The organism is Rhodococcus sp. 4CII, from assembly GCF_014256275.1.
GTDB classification, from domain to species: domain Bacteria; phylum Actinomycetota; class Actinomycetes; order Mycobacteriales; family Mycobacteriaceae; genus Rhodococcus_F; species Rhodococcus_F wratislaviensis_A.
This window is the reverse complement of record NZ_JACCFE010000002.1, coordinates 1,780,802-1,801,010: the sequence shown is the minus strand read 5'-3', so window position 1 is coordinate 1,801,010 and position 20,209 is coordinate 1,780,802. Positions and strand designations below refer to the sequence as shown.

16 protein-coding genes are annotated in these 20,209 nt (G+C 69.1%); 9 read left to right on the top strand and 7 right to left on the bottom strand.

All coding sequences use genetic code 11. The annotated features are described in order from the left end of the window. The first annotated feature begins 7 nt into the window (after positions 1–7). The 4 genes from H0B43_RS09240 (at position 8) to H0B43_RS09225 (ending at position 4,237) form a co-directional block, all read left to right on the top strand. Complete coding sequence (locus H0B43_RS09240; RefSeq protein ID WP_185728189.1) at positions 8–1,330, top strand: UDP-glucose/GDP-mannose dehydrogenase family protein; 1,323 nt, start codon at positions 8–10, stop codon at positions 1,328–1,330. Between the two features lie 186 nt (positions 1,331–1,516). Then, the gene (locus tag H0B43_RS09235; protein WP_252190225.1) at positions 1,517–2,425 is read left to right on the top strand and encodes a triacylglycerol lipase; all 909 of its coding nucleotides are present in this window, start codon (positions 1,517–1,519) and stop codon (positions 2,423–2,425) included. A 116-nt stretch (positions 2,426–2,541) separates the two neighbouring features. Continuing rightward, positions 2,542–3,951: an Hsp70 family protein gene (locus H0B43_RS09230; protein WP_185728190.1), complete on the top strand. Its 1,410-nt coding sequence runs from the start codon at positions 2,542–2,544 to the stop codon at positions 3,949–3,951. A 58-nt stretch (positions 3,952–4,009) separates the two neighbouring features. Next, positions 4,010–4,237: a hypothetical protein gene (locus H0B43_RS09225; RefSeq protein WP_185728191.1), complete on the top strand. Its 228-nt coding sequence runs from the start codon at positions 4,010–4,012 to the stop codon at positions 4,235–4,237. 11 nt (positions 4,238–4,248) lie between these two features. Here H0B43_RS09225 and H0B43_RS09220 read toward each other — a convergent pair whose 3' ends face one another. Further along, on the bottom strand, positions 4,249–5,550 hold the full coding sequence (locus tag H0B43_RS09220) for a YibE/F family protein (protein ID WP_185728192.1): 1,302 nt from the start codon (positions 5,548–5,550) through the stop codon (positions 4,249–4,251). 560 nt (positions 5,551–6,110) lie between these two features. Between H0B43_RS09220 and H0B43_RS09215 the strand changes: the two genes are divergently transcribed. Together H0B43_RS09215 and H0B43_RS09210 are read left to right on the top strand one after the other, a co-directional pair. After that, positions 6,111–6,572 carry a hypothetical protein gene (locus H0B43_RS09215; RefSeq protein ID WP_213015110.1) on the top strand — a complete coding sequence of 154 codons (462 nt, stop codon included), beginning with the start codon at positions 6,111–6,113 and terminating at the stop codon, positions 6,570–6,572. 4 nt (positions 6,573–6,576) lie between these two features. After that, the gene (locus H0B43_RS09210) at positions 6,577–7,755 is read left to right on the top strand and encodes an MAB_1171c family putative transporter (protein ID WP_185728194.1); all 1,179 of its coding nucleotides are present in this window, start codon (positions 6,577–6,579) and stop codon (positions 7,753–7,755) included. On the opposite strand, the gene H0B43_RS09205 is transcribed toward H0B43_RS09210, so the two are convergent. From H0B43_RS09205 to H0B43_RS09195, 3 genes are read right to left on the bottom strand one after another with little or no spacing between them, the layout of a single operon-like run. Beyond that, a complete protein-coding gene (locus tag H0B43_RS09205; RefSeq protein ID WP_185728195.1) occupies positions 7,746–8,186 on the bottom strand; it encodes a hypothetical protein in 441 nt (146 codons plus the stop codon). The genes H0B43_RS09210 and H0B43_RS09205 overlap by 10 nt on opposite strands. Then, positions 8,183–8,902: a helix-turn-helix domain-containing protein gene (locus H0B43_RS09200; protein WP_185728196.1), complete on the bottom strand. Its 720-nt coding sequence runs from the start codon at positions 8,900–8,902 to the stop codon at positions 8,183–8,185. Before H0B43_RS09200 ends, H0B43_RS09205 begins: the two co-directional genes overlap by 4 nt. 57 nt (positions 8,903–8,959) lie before the next feature. Then, positions 8,960–10,222, bottom strand: coding sequence for a pyridoxal phosphate-dependent aminotransferase (locus tag H0B43_RS09195; protein WP_011597655.1), 1,263 nt, complete (start codon positions 10,220–10,222; stop codon positions 8,960–8,962). 150 nt (positions 10,223–10,372) lie between these two features. Here H0B43_RS09195 and H0B43_RS09190 point away from each other — a divergent pair, with 150 nt between their 5' ends. Beyond that, the gene (locus H0B43_RS09190; protein ID WP_185728197.1) at positions 10,373–11,773 is read left to right on the top strand and encodes a carotenoid oxygenase family protein; all 1,401 of its coding nucleotides are present in this window, start codon (positions 10,373–10,375) and stop codon (positions 11,771–11,773) included. A gap of 24 nt (positions 11,774–11,797) precedes the next feature. Then, on the top strand, positions 11,798–13,747 hold the full coding sequence (locus H0B43_RS09185; RefSeq protein WP_185728198.1) for a prolyl oligopeptidase family serine peptidase: 1,950 nt from the start codon (positions 11,798–11,800) through the stop codon (positions 13,745–13,747). Positions 13,748–13,762: 15 nt separating this feature from the next. On the opposite strand, the gene H0B43_RS09180 is transcribed toward H0B43_RS09185, so the two are convergent. From H0B43_RS09180 to H0B43_RS09170, 3 genes are all read right to left on the bottom strand, one after another. After that, positions 13,763–15,211: a dynamin family protein gene (locus H0B43_RS09180; RefSeq protein WP_185728199.1), complete on the bottom strand. Its 1,449-nt coding sequence runs from the start codon at positions 15,209–15,211 to the stop codon at positions 13,763–13,765. Next, complete coding sequence (locus H0B43_RS09175) at positions 15,208–16,953, bottom strand: dynamin family protein (protein WP_185728200.1); 1,746 nt, start codon at positions 16,951–16,953, stop codon at positions 15,208–15,210. Before H0B43_RS09175 ends, H0B43_RS09180 begins: the two co-directional genes overlap by 4 nt. A gap of 86 nt (positions 16,954–17,039) precedes the next feature. Further along, entirely contained in the window at positions 17,040–18,446 is a 1,407-nt protein-coding gene (locus H0B43_RS09170) for a hypothetical protein (RefSeq protein ID WP_185728201.1), read from the bottom strand. A 225-nt stretch (positions 18,447–18,671) separates the two neighbouring features. Here H0B43_RS09170 and H0B43_RS09165 point away from each other — a divergent pair, with 225 nt between their 5' ends. Beyond that, positions 18,672–20,195, top strand: a complete 1,524-nt coding sequence (locus H0B43_RS09165; protein ID WP_252189840.1) for an Hsp70 family protein — start codon at positions 18,672–18,674, stop codon at positions 20,193–20,195. Positions 20,196–20,209 lie beyond the last annotated feature (14 nt).

Genomic DNA, 20,209 nt, shown 5'->3' with positions numbered 1-20,209 from the left:
AGGGTGCATGCGCTGCACCGTGTTTGGAACCGGATACCTGGGAGCCACCCACGCCGCCTGTATGGCGGAACTGGGCCACGACGTTCTCGGCGTCGACATCGATCCCGGAAAAGTGGCGAAGCTCACCTCCGGCGAGGTCCCGTTCTACGAGCCCGGACTGGTGGAGGTTCTGCGGCGGAACATCGACGCCGGCCGGTTGCAGTTCACCACGTCGTACGCCGAGGCCGCGGCGTTCGCGGACCTGCACTTCCTCGGTGTCGGCACCCCGCAGAAGAAGGGGGAGTACGCCGCCGACCTGCGGCACGTGCATTCGGTGATCGACACGCTGGCGCCGCTGCTGGACCGTCCCGCGGTGATCGTCGGAAAGTCGACGGTTCCGGTCGGCACGGCGGCGGATCTGGGTGCGCGGGCCCGGGCGCTCGCGCCCGCGGGCGACGGCGTGGAGGTCGCGTGGAACCCGGAGTTCCTCCGCGAGGGATTCGCCGTCCAGGACACCCTGCACCCCGACCGCATGGTGCTCGGCGTCGACCAGCAGCGCCCGGGGCGAGTCGAGACCGCATTGCGCGAACTGTATGCCCGGCTGCTGGCCGAGGACATCCCGTTCCTGGTCACCGACCTCGCCACCGCGGAACTGGTCAAGGTGTCGGCGAACGCGTTCCTCGCCACCAAGATCTCCTTCATCAACGCGATCTCCGAGGTGTGCGAGGCCACCGGAGCCGATGTCACCCAACTCGCCGACGCGCTGGGATACGACGAGCGGATCGGCCGGAGATTCCTCAACGCCGGGCTCGGCTTCGGCGGCGGCTGCCTACCCAAGGACATCCGCGCGTTCATGGCCCGGGCCGGCGAACTGGGCGCGAACCAGGCGCTGCACTTCCTCCGGGAGGTCGACAGCATCAACATGCGACGACGCACCCGGATGGTCGAGTTGGCGGCGCAGGCATGCGGAGGGTCGCTGCTCGGCGCCAACGTCGCGGTGCTCGGAGCGGCCTTCAAACCGGAATCCGACGACGTCCGTGATTCCCCCGCGCTGAACGTCGCGGGAATGATGCAGTTGCACGGCGCGGTGGTTAGCGTCTACGACCCGAAGGCACTCGACAACTCACGACGGCTGTTTCCCACGCTGAACTACGCGACGTCGGCCGTCGAGGCGTGCGACAACGCCGACGCGGTGCTCGTGCTCACCGAGTGGGCGGAATTCGCGGCGCTGCGCCCGGACGACCTGAACGGCGTGGTCCGCGCGCGGGTGATGGTCGACGGCCGCAACTGCCTCGACGCCGCGGAATGGCGCGCCGCCGGGTGGGTCTACCGGGGGCTCGGCCGGGGCTGACCTGCGGGCCGCAGGTTGCGGTCGGGTCACGAACAGATCGGACCGCGCGGTTCGGTAACGGGATTCGGATGGATCGTCCCGCCGGGGCCGCCGGACCGGTAGCCTCGCCGAAAACGGCGTCGGATCGGGGGCGTGACCATGGTGATCTCGGGTCGCTTATCTCAGGTGCTGCTGCTCTGCGCGGCGATGGCGTTCCTCGCGGTTCCCGCCGACGCGATGGAGGTCCCGACCCAGCCCGGGCCCCCGCAGTCCCAGGCGGGCGACGCCATCACCTACGCCGAACAGCACCCGCACTCCGCGCCCCCGGGTGTGAACGACTTCACCTGCCATCCCGATGCCGCACACCCGCGTCCGGTGGTGCTCGTCCACGGCAGCGACGGCAGTGCCTACGCGAACTGGGCGGGGTTGAGCCCTCGACTGAAGGCGGCCGGCTACTGCCTGTTCGCCCTCAACTACGGGCAGAAACCGGGCACCGAGCACTACGGCATGGAGACGATGACCGAGGGGGCACACGAACTGGACGACTTCGTCGCCCGGGTGCTGTCCGTGACGGGCGCGTCGAAGGTCGACGTGATCGGGCACTCGCAGGGCGCGACGGTGGCCCGGTACTACATCAACAGGCTCGGCGGAGCGGCCCACGTGAACCGGTGGATCGGTCTGGCATCCCCGACCTACGGCGGGACGTTCTTCGGGATCGCGACGGCGGTGACGTCCGTTCCCGGCGGCACCGAACTGATCGAGCGCTTCGGTTCGGAGGCGCTCGCCGAGCAGGTGCAGGGATCGGATTTCCTCACCGCCCTCAACGCCGGAGGCGACACCGTGCCCGGGGTGGAGTACACGACCATCGGGACGCGGTACGACGAGGTGATCCAGCCGTACACCAACGTGGCGCTGCACGATCCCGGTGCGACGAACATCCTCGTCCAGGATCTGTGCCCGCTGGATCAGACCGGACATTTCAACCTTCCCTACGACCCGTTCACCCAGCAACTGGTGCTCAACACCCTCGACCCCACCCACGCCGTGGTGCCGCCGTGCACGTTCGTGCCGCTGGGCACCGGCATCGCCGGCGTGATCATCGCCAGCAACTTCTGATTTCGCTTGCGGCCGAACGGTTGCTCGGTTGCTCGGTCGGACCACTTCGCTAGACTGCGGGCCATGGAGTGGGGGGATTCCGGATCGAACCCGTGCACAGTCGAGTTAGGCGGCCCATGAGTTCGGTTCTAGGTGTGTCGGTCGGTGCGAGCGCTGTGCGCTTGGCGCGACCCGACTCCGTGAACCGTGACGGCACCGGGAGCCGGCACCTTCCCGACTTCCTTGCCCAGGTCGTCGCCGCGGGTCCCGACCGGCCCGAGGAACTCGCCGCCGAATCGATCGGCGTCGTCCTCGCGGGCACGCCGGGCGCCGGGCAGGTGCACGCCACCGGCGTCGCCTACCGCGACGAAGCCCAGGCCGGCGCCGTGCAGGCGGCGATGGCTCGGCAGCAACTCGTCGACTACCAACTCGTCACGGAAGCCTCGGCGGCGCTGGCGTTCCTCGATGCGTCGGGCGCCCTCGCCGACCACCGGACGCTCGTCTTCTACGACCTCGGCAGCTCCGGCCTCACGGTGAGTGTCGTCGACCGGGCGACGGGCGACGTGGTGGAGACGACCCGCACCGACACGGTGAGTGGGGACGTCTTCGACGGATTGATCCGCGACAACCAGTTGGAGAACAAGCGCATCGACGCGCCGGGCGACGCTGCCGAGAGCCTCGCGCTCGACTGCCGCTGTCGTGAGGCGAAGGAGCGGCTGTCGACCGGTGGCGCCGTCGCGGTACCGGGCGACGGCGGGCTGCTGTTGCTCTCGCGGGACGTGTTCGACGGACTGATCGGTGTCACCGTCGAATCCTCGGCGCGCCTCGCCCGCGACGTGATCGAGAGAAGCGGACGAGTCCCGGATGCCATGGTTCTCGTCGGCGGCGGCGCCCGGATTCCGCTCGTGCGGTCGGTGCTCGAATCGTGGCTCGGGTTGCCCGTCATCGTTCCCGATCACCCCGAACTCGTTGCGGCACAGGGTGCTGCGCTGCTCGCGCAGCAGGTGGTTCCGCCCGTGCCCGTCGCGACGGTGCTCCCGCCGCATCACACGCCGGCGCCCGTGTTCGAGGCCGGGCCGTCACGCCGTGCTCCGACTGCGGCAGTCGCGCGCAGCGGTGCGCCGTCGAGCATTCCGTCCTGGCTGAGCGCTGCCGCGCCGCCACCGAGTCAGCAGGTCGCCAAACTCCAGATCCGGGGAGCCGCACTGGCGGGAAGTGCGCTCGCTGTCATCGCGGTGATCGGGCTCGGACTCGGGTACGGCGGCACCCTACTGGGGCGCACGGAGGGCACGTCCCAGCCCGTGACCACGCAACTCGTCACCGAGCCGCCCACCGTCACCGAGATGGCCACACCGTCACCGACGCCGCTCCCGCCGCCTCCGACGTCCGAGGCTGTCGAGGCACCCGTGCAGACGGCGTCCCAGATCCGGATTCCCGACCCGGTACCCGCGCCGCCACCGCCGCCGGCGCCTCTGTTCCCCGGTCTGCCGCAGATCCAGTTGCCGCCCCTCCAGCTGCCCGAACTCCCCAGGTTCCCGGGAACGTAGTCGCCGCGGCTTCGCGGGCCTACGATGGAAATGGTTCGGCGTAGAGAGGATGTGTGCAATGACTGCAAATCCCGCGGAGTTCCACGGCACTCCCAGCGTTTCCCGGCCTTCGACACCCGCTGCACCGGACGAAACGCGCCGGCTGGTCGCCTATACGAAGCCGATCCTGAAGATGTTCCCGCCCACCAGCGAGCAGGCGGCCAAGGTGACGATGCTGACCGTGTACGCGCTCATGGTCATCGCCATCATCTTCATCGTGCTCCGGGAGTTCGGCGCCTTCAGCTAGGGCACTCGCCGCTACTTGGAGTGGCGGCCACCCCGTGACGGTTTCACCGCGGGCGCCGCACCCGACGGACCCGCGCCGATCGGCCGCGCCAACATCACCGCGATCGCGGTGGTCAGCGGAACCGACAGCGCCAGGGCGATGCCGCCGACCGCGGACCGCACGATCTCGATGGCGACGGCGTCGCTGAGCAGCACGTCCTGGATCGACCGCCCTGCCACCGTGAACAGCAACAACAGCGGCAGCGCGCCGCCCGCATAGGCCAGGACGAGGGTGTAGACGGTGCTGGCGATGTGATCGCGGCCGACCCGCATCGCCGAACCGAAGATCTGACGCCGGGAGGCGCCCGGGTCCAGCGACGCCAGTTCGAACGCCGACGCGGCCTGCGTGATGGTCACGTCGTTGAGCACACCCAGCGAGCCGATGATGAACCCGGCCAGCAGAAGCCCGGTGATGCTGACGTGCTGAATGTACGTCTGGACGTTGGTGTTCTGCTCCTCGGACAGCCCGGTCAGACGCGTCATCTCGATGGTCGCGTAGGAGAGGACCGCCGCCAGGAGCATCGACGCGAGCGTGCCCAGCAACGCCGAACTGGTGCGCAGTGACACACCGTGCGCCAGGTACAACACGGCGTACAGGATCACGGCGCCGGAGACGAGAGCCACCGGGATCGCCGGCTGTCCGTCCAGTAGCGCCGGAAGGGTGAACAGAACGAGCACGCCGAACGAGACGACGATGCCGACCAGCGCGCGGAACCCGCGCCAGCGCGCCACCGCGATCACCACCACAGCAAATGCGAGTGCGATGAGGGTGACGGGCAGGCCGCGGGCAAAATCCTCGAACGAGTACTCCGTCGTCCCGTTCACATCCGTCTGGCGGGCCAACCGGATGTTCTCGCCCACCCGCAGGTCGGGCTGACCGGGTCCGGGAATGATCTCGAGCAGCGTCTGGGTGCCGCTGTTCGGACCGGACTCGATGTCGACGATGCTGCGCTGGCACTCGTACGCGCCCGCGGGCGGCGGCAGCGGCGCACCCGTGAACGCGCGACCCGCGGACGGACTCCCGCAGTCGCCGATGTTCTGCATCGTGACCGTGCCCGACTCCGTCACCACCGCACCACCCTGGGCGCTCTGGAACGGCTGCTCGACGTCGACGCTCGGCGTGCCGGGCCACAACGCGATCGCGCCGGCGAGCACCGCGACACCGATGGCGACGAGGAGTCCGACGACCACCTTCGCGGCCACCGGACCCATCGGCGCCGGACCGTCACTGTGGCCGTGGCCGTGGCCGTGTCCGTGTCCGTGGAATTCGCTCATCGGCCGCATCGCGTCGGCTGCTGGGGGGATAGTCTCCGCACGCACGACAGGGTAGCCGGACCGCGGCCGGTCCCGCCGTGACGGAAGTGGCGTGAGGTACCGCTGTTGCCGATCCGCCAGGCTCGTATTGCCTTCGTGTCGCTTATATGTCGCCGGTGTGATTAGATATCGAAGCATGGCACGCAGCAGCTAATCTGCAGCGAACGCCGAACTCCACGCAAAAGTGGTCCGGAACTTCGAACGAGGGGTGTGTTCCGCGGACGCTGACACGCTGTGCGGAGAGAGTTGCCGAGCTGGGTGGCGGGGTACAGGGGGGGTTGACCCCGCCACCAACCTGGCGCCCACAGGGGGGGAGGGGCGACAGGTGCTCGCGGCACTCGAGGTGCCGGTAGCCAATCTACCGACACGGTGGGGGTATTCGTCAACCGGGTAGGTGAAATCGCCCACATGTCGTGACCTCGCACCGCGACGGCCTAGGATTATGGCCGTTCGGAGGTGTTCCAGTGCGAATCTCGCGGCAGTCGCGATCCAGCAACCATCTTCGCCGGATCGTGGCGGAGATGGGTATTCCCGTGCCCTGGAACAGGGATCGGCTCGTCGCCGACGTAGCGGCACGGCGCGGGCGTCCGATCCGCCTGGTTCCGGTCACCCACGCACTGGTGCAGGGCGGGCACTCCGGCCTCTGGCTCGCGCGGGACGACGACGACGTGATCCTGTACGCCGCGGGAATGTCGGACGTCCACGCCACCCACATCATCTGCCACGAATTGGCGCACATGGTGCTCGGGCACGATCGCGATGCCGTCGGAGACACCTCCGTCGACTCGGCCGTGCTGACCGAGGCCGCACCGTCGGTCGACACGGCGCGCGTGGTCAGAATGCTGGGCAGGTCCAACTATTCGAACGATCAGGAATACGAGGCGGAACTCCTCGCCACCCTGATCATGGCGGGTCGCCGGGCGCGGGCGAGCGACGCCGCCCTCGGTGACGCGCGCGTGTCCCGGATGCTCGGAACATTCTGACGCCGTGTACGAACCGCCCACCTATGTGAGCTGGCCGCTCCTCGCCCTCGTCTGGGCGACGACCCTCCTCCGCCTGGCGCTCGTCCGGTCGACGGTCGCCGAACGCCGGATGAATGCCGCCCTCGTCTTCGCCTCCCTGTCCCTGGTGCTCCAGCGATCACTGGCGCAGCACTGGCTCGACCTCTGGTTCGGACACGGGTTCGGGAACACTCTGAGCAACATCTGCATCATGCTCACCGCGGCGTCGCTGATCAGCCTCTTCTCGGCGTGGGCGCTCGGCCCAGCGCGTCTTCCCCGCATTCACACCGTCTCGCTGTCGGTCTGCCTCGTGGCGGGGGCGATTCTGATCGCGCTGAGCACGCCCGCGCGGTCGCGGGGCGTCGCCGTCGCCGACGAGGGCGGCTGGCTCTTCGCGGCGTACTGCATCACCTACGCCACCCCGATCCTCGCCGTCGCCCTGCTCAACCTGTGGATCTCCCTGAAGGCGGTGCGCAGCGCAACCGCGGGACACGAACGCCGGGTGTTTCTCGCCGTCATCGCCCTGTCGCTGTTCGAGGTCGTCGACATGGGGATCGTCGTGACGACCGGCATGGTCAACGCGGTCAGTGAGGACAACGTCCTGACCGAATCGCACAGCGACTCAGGGGCATTCATCCGCCTGCTCGCCGTGTCGGCCGGCGCGCTCATCTCGGTGGGACCGGTGGCCCGGGTTCTCGGTCATCGGCGGCGGTCGCGGCGGGTCACGCGCCGACTGCAGCCGATGTGGCGGACCCTCACCGGCGCGGTGCCCGAGGTGGTGCTGGAACTGCGTCCGGAGGATCGCCGGACACTGTCCGCCCGCGACCGCCTGGACCGCATGAGCGTCGAGATCCGCGACGCGATCATGATCCTCGACCGGCACGTGGTGTTCGAACTCGGTGGGCTCGCCGACAGTGCGCCACCCGTGGTCACGGCGACCCGGCTGCATCTTGCGTGCCTGGCCCGGACCGCCGGTCACCGGCCGCACGGCACCGGCGGGACCACGCACCTGTTCGGCACCGACGTCGGCGGCGAACCGTGGGAGCTGGCGCAGCTGGCCGACCACTGGCGGGAGGCCGAGCACCAGGCGGCGGCGCTCTGGGCCCGGCGCCTGCCGCAGTTCGGTGGACCCGAGCGGCCGGCACGCGTCGCCGCTCAGGTCTGACGGGGCTCCGGCGCCGCGACCGGCACGGGTCCGGGATTGTTCCGCAAATTCTCCAGGAGCGGGATCAGCGATTCCATCTCGGCGGTGGTCGGCTCGGCGCCGGCGTCGAGCGAGCGCATGGACAGGTGCCGGACCCCGGCCTCGCGGACCGCGATCTTGAACCGCACGAGGGTGTCGTACTCGTGGTAGCCGTCGGCTGCGAGGTACTGCTCGGGGGCGTGGAAGTGCTGTGCGACCGCACGCACGACATCCGGCTCGGCCGGGTGGTGATCGTTGCTGCGCAGCGACTCGATCACCGACGGCTCGACGGGGCGGCCGAGTATCCGGGACACACCCGCGGCGACGGTGTCGTCGCCCGGTTCCGGGCCGTCGAGGTCGTGGGCGAGTGAGAACAGGCGGTTCACCCGCACCGACAATGGCACGCCGGTCATGCGTTCACCTCCGTGTCTCCGCTGCGGTCGGGATCGTCGGTGGCCACGAGTTTCACCGCGTCCTCCCATCGACGCCAGAACCGTTCCCGGGTGGCCGCGTCGAGATCCTCCTCCCGGCCGTAGAGGAACCGGCGGTACAGCGCCTCCTCGCGTTCGCGGGGATCGGTGACCGTCGACGGAACCTCCAGCAGGTGCCCGAACGCGAATTCCACCAGCGGCTGCCGGGGCCCGGCGGGACCCCCATTGACTTCCAGCAACCGCGTCACGTACGCGCCGGTGATCTTCGAGACCACCTTGCTCAGTTCGCCCGCGGCCTCGGCCAGCCCCGGTACCTCGGGGTGCGCCGCGCTGAGTTCGGTGATCCGGGTGTGCGGCCCGAGGATCTCGATGATCGTGTCCAGATCGAGCGGAATCTCCGACGGCCCGAGGGTCAGCGGTCGCGTGGGATGCGACCGGTCGTCCCCGTCCAGCGCCTCGAGCGGCGTCGGATGCCCACCGTCGAGGGTGCGCGCTGCGCTGCCCGGCGCCCACCGGAGCGCGACGTCCAGTTTGCGGAGGGTTTCGATGCTCGGATCCGGGCCGGTTCCGTTCTCGGCCCGGGTCTGCGCGGCGTCGGACGGACCACCCGCGGCGGTGACCTCGTCCTGCGTGAGGTTCAGCAAACGGCGTCGTTTGTGGACGAATTGTCCGAAACGCGCGCGGGTGCTGGTGACCATTCTTTTTCCCCCAGGAGACACGCAAGCGACGCGCGTGTCGCTTGCTGTGCCTCGATCCTACTGCTTGTAGCTGGTGAGGAAATTACCGAACCGCTCGATGGCGACAGCGAGATCGCGCGCCCACGGCAACGTCACGATGCGGAGGTGGTCGTGGTCCGGCCAGTTGAATCCGGTGCCCTGCACCATCAGGATCTTCTCCTGGAGCAGAAGGTCCTGGACCAGCTTCTCGTCGTCGTAGATCTCGTACACGTTCGGATCGAGCCGGGGGAACGCGTACAGCGCACCCTTCGGCTTCACGCACGAGACGCCCGGAATCATGTTGAGGCGTTCCCAGGCCACGTCCCGCTGCTCGAGCAGCCGCCCACCCGGCAGGATCAGGTCCTCGATGCTCTGGTGTCCGCCGAGCGCCACCTGGATGGCGTGCTGACCGGGCACGTTCGGGCACAGCCGCGTCGACGCCAGCAGGTCGAGACCCTCGAGGAATCCCGCGGCGTGCTCCTTCGGGCCCGTGATGGCGACCCAGCCGGACCGGTAGCCCGCGACCCGGTATGCCTTCGACAGACCGTTGAACGTCAGGCACAGCAGATCCGGGGCCAGCGTGGCGAGCGAGATGTGCTTGGCGTCGTCGTAGAGGATCTTGTCGTAGATCTCGTCCGCGAGCAGCAGCAGCTGATGCTTGCGGGCCAGGTCCACGAGCTGCTGCAGCACCTCCATCGAGTACACCGCACCCGTCGGATTGTTCGGGTTGATGACCAGGAGAGCCTTGGTCTTGTCCGTGATCTTCGACTCGATGTCCGCGATGTCCGGGTTCCAGTCGTTGCCCTCGTCGCAGAGGTAATGCACCGGGGTGCCGCCGGCCAGGCTCGTCATCGCGGTCCACAGCGGGTAGTCCGGCGCCGGGATGAGCACCTCGTCGCCGTTGTCGAGAAGCGCCTGCATCGTCATCGTGATGAGCTCGGACACGCCGTTGCCCAGGTAGATGTCGTCGACGTCGAGTTCGGGGAATCCCGCGACCAGTTCGTAGCGGGTGACGATCGCGCGCCGCGCCGACAGGATGCCCTTGGACTCGGAGTACCCCTGCGCGTACGGGAGCGCGGCGATCATGTCGCGCATGATCACGTCGGGCGCGTCGAAACCGAACGGTGCGGGGTTGCCGATGTTGAGCTTGAGGATCCGGTGGCCTTCCGCCTCCAGCCGGGCGGCGTGGGCATGTACCGGTCCACGAATCTCGTAGAGCACGTTCTGGAGTTTGGTGGACTGCTCCAGCTTGCGGTGCGGCTTGCGGTGATGGCCGTGGTCTGGGTTGCTCACGAGCGTCATTCTCCCACTCCCGGGCAACCCGATTTCTACTGGTGGGTATCGACGGGCCCCGGCGTCGTCGAAACTCCCCGGCCGCGCGGACGCCCGTCGTACCCTCGGGAAGGGGCCCGATCCGTTTCGTGTTCACCGCGCCCGGAGGGAACGACGCACATGTCAGCACCGGTATTTCCCCGTCCCGCACCCGTCGACGTCGCGCATCACAGCCACCTCAGCGGGATCTTCGCGCCGCAACGCGAGGAGGTGGACGTCCGGAATCTCGCGGTGATCGGCGAGTTGCCCGCCGATCTCCACGGCGCCTATCTGCGCAACGGTCCGAACCCGCGCTTCGACCCCATCGGCAGCTACGTCTATCCACTCGACGGCGACGGCATGGTCCACCGCGTCGAACTGTCGGACGGCGCCGCCCGCTACACCAACCGGTTCGTTCGAACCCCGATGGTGGAGGCGGAGGAGAAGGCCGGGCACGTCATCTGGCCCGGCGTCACCGACCTGTACACGCCGACCGAGGACGAGGTGGGGCCCGAACTGGCGGGCACATCGCGCGAGCTACCCGACATCAACATCGTCCGGCACGGCGGACGACTGCTCGCGATGGCCGAGACCACGCTGCCGTTCCGGCTCGACCCTGCCGACCTGAGCACGCTGGAGCGCGAGCACTGCGACGGGGCGATGAGTGTCGGGAGCACCGCGCACCCCAAGCTCGACCCGGTGACCGGGGAGATGGTGCTGTTCAACTACCTGCTCGAGCCCCCGTACCTGACGTGGTCGGTGGTGCACCCCGACGGTTCGGTGGCGCGGACGCCGACGCCCGTCGAGGGTGTGGACACACCGCTGATGGTCCACGACATGGCGCTCACCGAGCGCTACATCGTGCTCATGCTGTGCCCCCTGGTCTTCGACGTCGCCGCGGTGATGTCCGGCGGATCCGTACTGGACTGGCGGCCGGACGACGGCACGAGGATCGCGCTGATACCCCGCGACGGCGGTCCGGTGCGGTGGTCGACGCACGACGCGTACTGGGTGTGGCACTTCGCGAACGCGTTCGATCTACCCGACGGACGTGTGAGCGTCGACTACGTCGAATGGACGTATCCCGGTGGGTTCGCGAAGGCTCCGGCGCCGTCGCTCGGCTCCCTGATCCGCGCCGTCGTCGACCCAGGCAGCGGCCGGATGACGCGAGAGGTGGTGTGCGACCGCGACGTCGAGTTCCCACGGGTCGACGACCGCGAACTCACCCGCGGGCACCGCACGGTGGCCACCGTCGGCAAACTCGATCGCAGTCAGGGGCGGCAGGATTCGCTCTGGTTCTTCGACCCGGCCCGCGGCACCGAGACGCATTGGGATCCGGGGAGCGTGTCGGTGGGCGAGCCGATCTTCATGCCCGGCACCGACCACGAGTACTGGGGAATGATCGGCACCGACCGCGTCGACATGACGTCCTGGTTCTTCGTGCTCACCGCCGACGATCCCGGTGCCGGCCCGATCGGGAAGGTGCGGCTGCCGATTCGGGTTCCGGCGGGGCTTCACGGCGCGTGGCTGCCTGCGGAGTAGGGGTCGGCGGAATATCCTCGGCGAATGACCTCTGCGCCCTACGGTTCCTGGCCCTCTCCGATCGCGGCGGCGGATCTCGCCTCCAGTGGACACCCCGTCGAGGGCGGCCGCTATGTGGGCGACGACGTGTGGTGGGCGGAACTTCGACCCAGTGAGGGCGGCCGGGTCGCGGTGCGGCGCCTCGGACTCGACGACGAACCGGAGGACGTCCTGCCCGCGCCGTGGAACGCGCGCACCCGCGTCCACGAGTACGGCGGCGGCGCCTGGACCGTCACCGACGCCGGCCACCTGGTGTTCGCCGAGTTCGGCGATCAGCGTCTGTATCTGCTGGAAGGCGGAACACCGGTGCCGCTGACACCGGAACCGCCGCGGCCCTGCTCGCTGCGGTACGGCGACCTGTCGGTGGTCGACGGCGAGGTGTGGGCCGTGCGCGAGACACACGACACGGACGGCGGCGTCGCCCGCGACATCTGCGTGATTCCGCTGGACGGTTCGGCGGCAGGCGACGCCCACCGGGTGCGGTCCGTCGTCGCCGGCTCGGATTTCCTGGCCAACCCGCGGCTGTCGCCGGACCGCAGGCACCTCGCCTGGATCGCGTGGGACCACCCCCAGATGCCGTGGGACGGTACCGAGCTCAGGGTCGTGCCGATCGAGGGCGGCCGGGTGACCGGGCAGGTGCGTACCCTTCTCGGCGGCACCGAGGAATCGGTGCTGCAACCGGAATGGTCCGGGCCCGCCGAGCTGTACACGATCAGCGACCGCAGCGGCTGGTGGAACCTCTACCGGGTCGGGATCGACGACCCCGAGCCGGTGGCGTTGTGCCCGATGGACGCCGACTTCGGCGGTGCGCTGTGGATGCTCGGCGGCCGGTGGCACACCCGCCGCGACGACGGCACCCTGCTCACCGTCCGGACGTTCGGCACCGACACACTCGCCGTCCTGGATCCGGCGACCGGTTCGCTGGAGGACATCCCGCTCGACGGCCTTACCAGCGTGGTACTCGGGGATCGCAACGGCAACCGGATCCTGCTGCTCACCGGCGGTGCGCAGACGCCGGCGGGCCTGCGCGAACTCGACCTCGACACCGGCGAACTCCGGACCGTCCGGCTGTCCGTCACCGACCTGCCCGAATCGGCGTATCTCCCCGAGGCGCGGACGCTGACGTTCCAGGGCGCCGAACGCGAGGTCCATGTCATCGCCTACCCGCCGCGGCATCCCCGGTACCAGGGGGAGGACGGGGAGTTGCCGCCGTACGTGGCGTTCGTGCACGGTGGACCGACGTCGCGGGTCGCGCCGTCGCTGAACCCCGTGTTCGCGTTCTTCACCAGCCGCGGCATCGGGGTCGTCGACGTGAACTACGGCGGGTCCACGGGTTACGGGCGCGAGTACCGCAACCGGCTGCGCGGCCAGTGGGGCGTCGTCGACGTCGAAGACGTGGTGACGGCGGTGACCGGCCTCGCCGACGCCGGCATGGCGGACCCGCGCAGGCTCGCGATCGAGGGCGGATCCGCCGGCGGGTGGACCGTCCTCGCGGCGCTGACGACGTCGGACGTGTTCGCCTGCGGTGCCTCGTACTTCGGTGTGGCGGAACTAGACGGCTTCGTGAAGGAGACGCACGATTTCGAATCCCGCTACATCGACGGCCTCATCGGCCCGCTGCCCGAGTCGGCCGACCTCTACGCGGAGCGGGCACCGCTGAACAACGTCGCCGGGTTGAATTGCCCGGTGTTACTACTGCAGGGGCTCGACGACCCGATCGTGCCGCCGTCGCAGGCAGAACGGTTCCGGGATGCGCTCGTGGAGAAGGGCATCCCGCACGCCTACCTCGAATACGAGGGGGAGTCGCACGGATTCCGGAAGCTCGCCACCCTGATCAGCTCCCGCAACGCCGAACTCTCCTTCTACGGTCAGGTTCTCGGCTTCGAGCCGCCGGACATCCCGCGCCTCGAACTCTGGCGACCCGAGTCGGCGTAGCGGCGGGGCGCCTCGTCATCGCGCGAGCAGGGCCTCGCAGGAACGCGCCGCGCACGCGCACGCCTGAACCGTCGCCGTGTCGATCGTCGGCCGGCCGGCCTGCGACCGCCAGAACCTGAGGGCGGTCAGCGCGACCCGGGAAATCTGCTCCGGGGCGGCGTCGGCGGGCATGCCGAGGCGGATGTGCGGCGACATGCCCTCGCCGCCGAGCACCCGCTCGAGGAGCACGACATCGGCGTCCCGCAATCGCAGACCGCCGGTGCGCAGACCCGACAGCACCCGCAACTCTCGGAACACGTGGGTGTCGGCAAGCAGCCGATCCGCCGCCCGGCTGAGGCTGCGGCTGGCCGACGACGGTGTCCGCGCCAGCACCGACTTCAGCGAGCGGAGGGCCGAATGCGCCTTCAGTTCGGTGCTTCGTTGACCGAACTGCAGATGCAGCGTCCGACGGAGGTCGTCGAGGCCACTGTGCGCCGTCAGTTCCCGGGCCAGGGCCGGCGCGTCGGTCGCACCGGTGCGAATCAGCATGACCGCGAACCGGATTCCGAACAGGCCGAAGAGGTCGAGGAGGGCGCTCCGCTGCGGGGACGGCACAAGGAGCTCCGCGTCGTCCGCGGTGAATCGCGTGATCGAGCGCAGCGCCGCCTCGAGTGTGCCGTCCGGGACGGTGGCGAGTACGGCGAGGTCGTCGAACTCGGTTTGGCGCAGCGTGCGACCGCGGAGCGCGAGAAGTCCCGACACCGGGAGCAGGCTCCGCTCAACCCGGCGGCCCGCGTCGTCCGCGGCGGCCCGGGCGGCGTCGAGGTTGCGTTCGCGACCACCCTTCACCTCGTCGGCCCGGGACAACACGCCGACGATGCCGAGCGGGCCCGCCGCGGTCCCGACCCGGGTCTGGAGTTGGTCGAGTAACCGCACGTCCGCGCCGTCGGTGCCGCGAGTCAGGTAGACGACGGCGTCGACGTCGCAGGGCCTGTCCTCGGGGAGCAGCAGCGCCCGGGTGCGGGCCGACACGTCCCGCGAGTTCGACGACGTTCCGGGGGTGTCGACGAGCGTGAATTCGCCGAGCAGCGCCGACGGCCAGCCCACCTGCAGTTTCTCCACACGATCCGCGGTGACGCCGCCCAGGTCCAGGGACAGCCGCCCTTCGTCTCGGTGCACCGGCAGTCGCGTCCGGCGTCCGGAGTCGTGGGTGAGGTCGATGCGCGGTGTGGCGGACTGCTCGAACCAGGTGACGACCCGGGTGCATTCGGTGGCGTCCGTCGGCGCGATCTCCTCGCCGACGAGAGCGTTGAGGAGCGTCGACTTCCCGGCTTTCAGGGTGCCGGTGAGGGCGACGCGGAGCGGCTCCTCGAGTCGGGCGCTGCACAGCCCGAGTTCCTCGACGGACGCGGGATCGCCGCGCAGTTCGTGCCGGGCGGCATCGATCAGCTGGCGGGTCTGCGACCCGAGACGCGTGACGCTCATGCCGCCCCCTGCCCCACGAAGCCGGCCGCCTGCAGTCGGATCTGCCGCAACGCATCGAGTTCCGTGCGGATCTGCGCTGACCGCGTGGCACGGTGATCGTCGTGCATCTTCGAGGCGTCCGTCGCCGCACGCAGCGAATCGTCGACGGAACGGAGCATCTCGTTCGCCAGATCGGTGAAGTGGTCACGCAGAACGCGCTGCACCTCACGTAGCCGCTGCTTCGATTCCTTCCCCACCTGGAAGATCACGTCGTCCATCAACCGCGACACCGCCACCTTCGCCTCCGCCTGCCTGCGGGCGGTGCGTGCCTTGCGGTCCTCGCGATACGTGTTGGCGCCGAGCAGAACTCCCGCACCGATCGAGAAGGGGTTCACCAGCGCCAGCCCTGCCAGGCTGGTGACCAAACCGACCATCAGCACACCACCGTACGACCCGCGCATGCTGGAGAGGACGCGTTGGGTGAACCCCTGCGAGCTCTCCAGGGATTCGAGGGTGTTGACGGGTTCGAGGACATGATCGACGTTGTCGATGCGCAGCGCCGGGACCGGGACCTTGCCGTCTTCGGCGAAGCGGTCGCCGACCGAACGAGCCAGATCGAGCGAGCGGGTGTGGGCCATCACGAAGTTCTCCCGCACACAGGTCGCGATCTCGCCGTCGAGCCACCCACCGAATTCCTCCCAGCGCGGCGCCGGATCGGACGAGCCGATGTCCTGCTCCGCCGCACGCATCACGGTGCGGAGACGATGACGCAGGTCGTGCTCGATGTCCGTCATCAACTCGATCGCACCGTCGGCCAGCGTGTGCTGCCAGTTCGCGGAGCGCTGCCGGAGCTGATCCGCCACCGCGCGGGCCTGTGCCATCTGGGCGAGCAACGCCGCGCCCCGCTGCGGATCACGCACCGCATCGAGTTCGGCGCTCAACGACAGCGAGAGGTGATCGGTGACGGTGCGAACATCGGCGATCACGGAATTGCGGAGCACCACATCCGCTTTCGCGATCACCTCGGTGCGCAGGTAGTCGACCAACTGCGGTATGCCCGACTCCACGTCGAGCGCGTCGTCGCCGGCCTCCCGGGCGTCCTGATGCATCAGCGCGGATACCGGCAGCAGCGGCAGCGGGAGGTCCGCGTTCTGCAGGTGGGTGCGGTTGGCCTTCTGAATGTCCGCCCAGCGTGGATAGAAGTCGATCTTGTTGACGATGCAGATCACCACGGGGCACAGCTTCTGCACCTGGGTGAGCAGAGCGATCTCGGGCTCGGTGTATTCCTGACTCGCATCGGAGACGAACAGCACCGCATCCGCCGTCGGGACCAGCGCCAGGGTGTCGGCCGCGCGGGCGGGAGCGTGACCGGAGAATCCGGGAGCGTCCACCAGCACCAGACCTTCGGCGAGCAGGTCATGGGGGAGTGTGACCGTCGAATCCGGATCCTCGGCGACCGGGCCGTACTCCACGACCACCGGCTCGTGCCGGGACCGCGCCGCCGCCGACATCTCCGAGTCGACGAGCGCACCCGTCACGGAACTGACGCCCTTGTCGGTCAGACCGAGCACCACCACCCGCGTCCGAGGATCGGCGAGACGCGACTCGGTGTGCGACAACCGGGTCAGCAGATCACCGCGACCCGCAGCGCGGGTCAGCGCGGCGAGCTGCGACAGCAGTGCCGTCATCGACGCAGTGGTCTCGGCAGGAAGATTCGGGCGCACCGGGGTGCTGACAGCTGAGGATTCGAGGGTGGCGTTCATGATCTCCGCAAGAGTGAGTGACGGACGTACGGGAGAGGGAGTGGCGGGCCCGCTGCAGGGGAGTGGGCGGGCCCGCCACGTCGAGGTCAGAACACGTGCTGGTCGACGGTGGTCGTCGCAGTCAGGCTCTGACCATGCGTGTCGAGCGTCGTGCCGGAATCGGCCGTCAGCCCGGACGTGAGGCTCGTGCTCGTCGAGTCGATCGACGAGCCGGCATCGAGTGAGGTACTCGAGTCGTACGTTGTCGCGGTGTCGTAGGAGCTTGCGGTGTCGGTCGTGGTCGCGGAATCGTGCGAGGTCGTGGTGCCGTATGTGGTCGTGGTCGTGGTGTCGTGGCTGAGACCCGTGTTTGCGGACGTGTCCGTGAGGGTGCTGGCAGCAGAGCTGTGGTCCGTCGACGAGAGATCACTCGCGGCGGTCGTGGTGGCAGCAGTTGCGGTTGCCTGCGACTGGCCCAGATCGACGGTCGGCGCGGTTGCCGCGGGGGTCGCCGTCGCCGTCTGCGTCGCAGTGTGATCGTCGGTGGTGTTGCTCGTCTGGGATCCGCCGAGATCCGCGGTGGGTGCAGTCGCGTTCTGCGTGGTGACGCCGGAAGTGGCTTCGGCCGCAGTGGGCGTGGTCTGGGAGGCGTGCGTCGCCTCGTCGCCGGAGGTAGTTGCCGTTGGTGCCTCGGTGCTCCGCGTATTCTGCTGCGTCGTAGAGGTTTCCGACGTCGAGGTCGGTTCCGCGGTGCTTGTCTGCCGGATCGTCGTGTCGAGGGGCTGCGACGTCGCAGCCGGATCGGAATGCGTCGACACCGGAGTCGCCGTGATCGGCTGGGCCGCGGACGTCGCCGCTGCGGGCGCCGCACTCGCGGCTGGAGTGGCCGAGGCAGGCTGCATCGCTGAGGCGGTAGGCGACGACACCGACGCCGTCTGAGTCGGCGTCGTCGGTTGCGTCGCAACCTGGTTGCCCTGGTTGAACGTGGGCTGAGTCGCAGATGCGCCGCCGGAGTTCAACGACTCGCCGCGACCGGTGGTCCCGAACGAAGCCGACGCGCCGGCCTGTACGTTCTGGTGACCCGGCCCCGCTCCAACGGACGCTCCCGCTCCCGAGGTGGTGTGTGCGTCGGTGCCTCCGTCGTGGTTGGCGGCGGAGTCGTTCCGGTGGGCGGTGTTGCCCTGATGGGTACCGGTGTCGCTGCTGTCGCGGGTGTTGCCAGGGTGGCCGTTGTCGCGCGAGGGTTCGGTGCGGTCGTCGTGGTTGTTGTAGTCGCGGGCTTCGTCGGCAGGATGCGAATTCTGTTGCGGCTCAGCGTGCTGTGCTGAAACTCCGCCGGTCGGGCTCGTGGGACGGAGGTCGCGTAGGAGACCGTCGAGACCGTCGCGCAGAAGATCCGCCACCGGCGGCGCGCCACCCAGATCGGCCTGCGGTGCCCGGACGTCGACAGCGGCGTGCGGGGCGGGAACGTCGTGATCGATGACGGCCGTGGGGTGGATTTCGCTTCTCGTCATGAGTGTTCCTTCGGTTCGGGTTTGCCTCTTCGAGGCGACCGACGCCGAGGTTATGGACCATTCCTGGGAACACCATGGGAGGACGCTGCACCTTGCCTAGGGGCGGGCGCTACCTCGTACACAGGAACATCGCAGGAAGCGCACAGCGGCAGGCACAGGAATGCGGTTTAGCGTGTCGATCGGCAGGAAAGACACCTGCCTTCGACACGGAACGGAGTTCACGCCATGCGGACATCGATGGGGATCAGTATGGGGTCCGACTCGTTCGTGTCCGCACAGATGCTGGAGGAATCGCCGGCGCGCGCCGAGAACCACGACGGCTTCTCCGTAGTGCAGCAGTCGGCGGAACTCGTGCTCTCGTCGAGCAGCGCACCCGCTCTCGGAGCACGCCGTGCCGGACCGATTCCTCAGGGCAGCATCGTGTTCCGCGACTTCACCGACAGGGTCGGTGATCCCGTTCCGGTGATCGGCGACGACGGCACCCGGACGCCGGCAGTGCAACTCGTCGCTACCGCCCTCGACTGCCTCGTTCGAGGCCGCACGCCGGCACTCGATCACGTGGTGGTCGCGGCGCCGTCGGGTTGGTCCGGATACGCGGTCGAAGAACTCGAAGACGAGATCGGCCGCTGGGGTCTGCTGCAGAACCGCACGGTCACGGTGATTCCCGAAACCACGGCGGCACTGGCATGGATCTCCCGGGTCGAGCGACTCGACGACTACACGACGCTGCTGCTGTGCGACGTCGGCGCCCATTCCGTCGACCTGACCGTGGTCGCGAGGCGCGGTGCCGACTTCGGGGTGGTCCGATCGACGCGGAGCACCGACTTCAGCGGAGACCACGCCGACCGGCTCCTGACCGGGCACGTCGTCGGGCTCGTGCAGAACTCACACCCGGATTTCGATGTCGACGATCCCGCGCACCGCGCCGCGTCGACCGAATTGGCGTCCCGTTGCCGGACAGCGAAGGAGCGGTTGTCGCACGACACCTCGGCGGTGGTGACCGTGGAACTTCCCGGAATACGACGCCAGATACGGGTGATGCGTTCCGAATTCGAGGACGCCATCCGCGCGCCCCTGACCCGGGTGGTGAACACGGTGGCACGTGAACTCGAACGACTTTCCGACGCAGGCACCCCCGCGGACGCCGTAATCCTCCTCGGCGGCGGGGCCGCCGTCCCACTCGTGACCGAACTGCTCTCGACGGCCGCGGACGTGCCGCTCGTGTTCGCTCCCGAGCCGGCGTCCGCCTCCGCCCGCGGTGCTGCGGTCATCGCGGAGCGTGCCGCCCTCCAGCTGTCGGGCTCGCGCGTGACGACATCGCGCGTGACAACCCCGGGACCACGGGTGAGGCCGCCGGCGCCGCCGCGGCCGATTGCGACCGCGGCGTCGTCGCGGGTGCTGCCTCCGTCCGCGTCGGTCGGGTTGCCGACCGCACGTGTGGCACCGGTCGTCGTGGTACCGACCACGGCGCCGCGGAAGCAGAAGTCCGGGATCCGGGGGTGGATGGTGGCGGCGAGCGTCGCCGCGCTCGTACTCCTGGGCGCCGGAGCGGCGGCGACGCAACTGATCGGCCAGGACGATTCGTCCTCGGTCACGACGACCACGACAACCTCGTCCGTCGAACAAGCGTCGTCCGCAGACGACGCCGCGCAGGACGACGATGTACAGCAATACACCGTGCAGAGCCAGGCGCCCGCTCAGCCGATGGGCGGCGGAGGGCCGGGCCGTGCCGGAACCGGGCCCCGTTAGCTGGATCTCGGAGA